This is a genomic window from Synechococcus sp. R6-7, assembly GCF_047461695.1.
Classification (GTDB): domain Bacteria; phylum Cyanobacteriota; class Cyanobacteriia; order Thermostichales; family Thermostichaceae; genus Thermostichus.
The window spans coordinates 1-2,432 of record NZ_JANSHS010000493.1; the positions used below are offsets into that span (position 1 = coordinate 1).

Sequence of the window (2,432 nt, forward strand, 5' to 3'; positions counted from 1 at the left end):
CAGCAGTGTTCAGCGTAAATGTATCAGGTAGGTATTGTGGGCATAGCTGCTCCGAATGGCAGTGAAACAGCCTGAAGATTCTGAGCTTTCCTCTCCACATCTTGGTTGGTCACCCCTCAGAGCCGAGCTGCCGGGAAAGGGTTGAGCTGCTCTCTTGGGATTTCTCGCTTGTTTATGATGATCTCGTGTGGGTTTCCAAACGCGGGCTGCCCAGCTTTTCAGGGAAACGTAAGGGATCCCACTGTGAGGTTTGGAGTTCCCTATGGCGGATGAGTTGCCGTTTACTCTAGATCAGCTCCTCATCGTGCGGGCAATTGCCCAGCAGGGTAGTTTTCGCCGTGCTGCCGATAGCCTGTTTGTCTCCCAGCCTGCCGTCAGCTTGCAAGTACAGAACCTGGAGCGACAGTTGGGGGTGGTGCTGTTCGACCGCAGTGGGCGCAAGGTGGAGCTGACGGATGCCGGGAAAGTGGTGCTGCAGTACAGCGAGCGCATCCTCAAGCTGTGCCGTGAAACCATCGAGGCGCTGGCGGATTTGCAAGAAATGGAGCGGGGGCATCTGGTTCTGGGGGCCAGCCAAACGGTGGGCACCTATGTCATGCCTTCTTTGATCGCCCAATATCACCGCCGCTATCCACAAATTTCCGTACAGCTCTTGGTGCAATCCACGCGGCGAATTGCCCAGAAATTGGTGGACGGCCAGTTGGACGTGGCCATTGTTGGCGGGGAGATCCCCTTTGAGCTGCAGCGGCACTTGAAGGTGATGGCTCTGGCGGAAGATGAATATGTGTTGGTCGGTGCTCCCGGGTGTGCCATCGACTCTCCTGCGCTTGTGGATCTGCTGGCTTTGCCCTTCATCACCTTGGATCCCCAGTCTTCCACTCGGCAAACCATCGATCGGGTGCTGAACCGCCACGGCATTAACCCGGCTCAATTGAACGTGCGGCTGGAACTCAGCTCGATTGAAGCGATCAAAAATGCTGTCCAGGCGGGGTTGGGGGTGGCCTTTCTGTCCATGGTGGCAGTGGGATCCGATGTGGAACAGGGGCGGTTCCGGAAGCTGGCGGTGGAAGGGCTACAGATACGGCGTACCCTCTGGCTGGCTTTTAACCCGGAGCGCTATCAATCGCAGGCAGCCACCCGCTTCCTCCAAGGGCTGCTGACCCGCCAAGACTGGCTGAAAACTCCCCCGCCCCATTTGCAGTTGATCGGCTAAGTTGCGATGCGTTACGGCCTTTTCCGAGTTGATGGGATCCCAGGTAGATTCCGGTGGATTGAGCAGGATCCCTGTTCAAAGAGATACGAGAGATATTTCCGTATAGGTGCATTCGCTGTAGCCAATGCTGCTCCGGAAGAAACTGCATCTGCTGAATCTGTCTGTGTCTACTGACCCCAAGCCGATGACCAGGCAAACGCTGTTGGAACGACTCCCCCTGGCCCAGCGCTTGGCGGAGTTACAGGCCCGCGTTCAAGGGATCCCGCTGCACAGGGTGGAATTGAAAGGGCTGAGCATCGCAGGGGCAGAGTCCTGTTGGGCTGCCTATCGAGAGTGGGGAAAAGGGATCCCACTGCTGTTTCTGCATGGCTTTATGGCCACTCATGCCAACTGGTGGCCGCTGATGCAAGGGTTGGGAGACGAATATCGCTGCATTGCCTTGGATTTACTGGGGTTCGGGCAGTCCGGCCAACCGGCCTTGCACTACGACATCGCTGCAGAAGTAGAGTTTGTGCGCGGATTTGTCCAAAGGCTGGGCCTAGCTGCTCCGGTTTTGGTGGGCCATTCCTTTGGGGGATGGGTGGCGGCAGCTTACGCCGTGCGGTATCCGCTGCGGGGGTTGGTTTTGTTGGCTCCTGCCGGGATCCGCGACGACAGCTTTGTGAGACGCTACAACCATTTGCGGCCCTTGCTCTGGGAAAGCGCTTGGGTGGATTGGCTGTTGCGGGCGATCGCTCCGCTGGCCCGCTGGTGGCATTGGGAAGACAAGCTGGCCCAGCTCTTGTGGTTGCGGGGATCCCTGCGTCAGCAGCCGGTCGCTCGGCAATTTCTCCGACAACGTCTGCGCCCACAAGCTGCTGTCGATACGGTTGAACATTATCTCAACTACATTCAGGCCCCCACCCTGGTGATCGCCGCCGAACAGGACGACACCATTCCCCTCTGGCACTGCCAAACCTATGCCGAAGGGATCCCTGGGGCTCAGCTCAAGATCCTGGCCGGGGCCGGCCACGCCATCCCTGCCTTGCATGGGGAACAGGTGCTGCCCCTAATTCGGGAATTTCTCGACACAGCCCTTTCCGCCCAATGCGGGCTTTGAGCTGGGGCTGTAGCGTATGGCCGAGAGAGGAATGCCGCTTGCCAGATGGCGATGCCCGATAGGCGACGGAGCGCCGCCCAAGGGGAACGCGTAAACTACCCGGCCCTGACTGCTTCGCAG

General features: G+C 58.6%; 2 protein-coding genes. Both read left to right on the forward strand.

Annotated elements, in window-relative coordinates:
• The first annotated feature begins 262 nt into the window (after nucleotides 1-262).
• Nucleotides 263-1,213, forward strand: a complete 951-nt coding sequence (locus tag NW815_RS13300) for a LysR substrate-binding domain-containing protein (RefSeq protein WP_414390820.1) — start codon at nucleotides 263-265, stop codon at nucleotides 1,211-1,213.
• 184 nt (nucleotides 1,214-1,397) lie between these two features.
• Nucleotides 1,398-2,312: an alpha/beta fold hydrolase gene (locus tag NW815_RS13305; RefSeq protein WP_414416113.1), complete on the forward strand. Its 915-nt coding sequence runs from the start codon at nucleotides 1,398-1,400 to the stop codon at nucleotides 2,310-2,312.
• The last annotated feature ends 120 nt before the right edge of the window (nucleotides 2,313-2,432 follow it).

Excerpts from the sequence above, each read along its gene's own strand:
- NW815_RS13300 (WP_414390820.1), top strand. The coding sequence starts at position 263 with ATGGCGGATGAGTTGCCGTTTACTCTAGATCAGCTCCTCATCGTGCGG.
- NW815_RS13305 (WP_414416113.1), top strand. The coding sequence starts at position 1,398 with ATGACCAGGCAAACGCTGTTGGAACGACTCCCCCTGGCCCAGCGCTTG.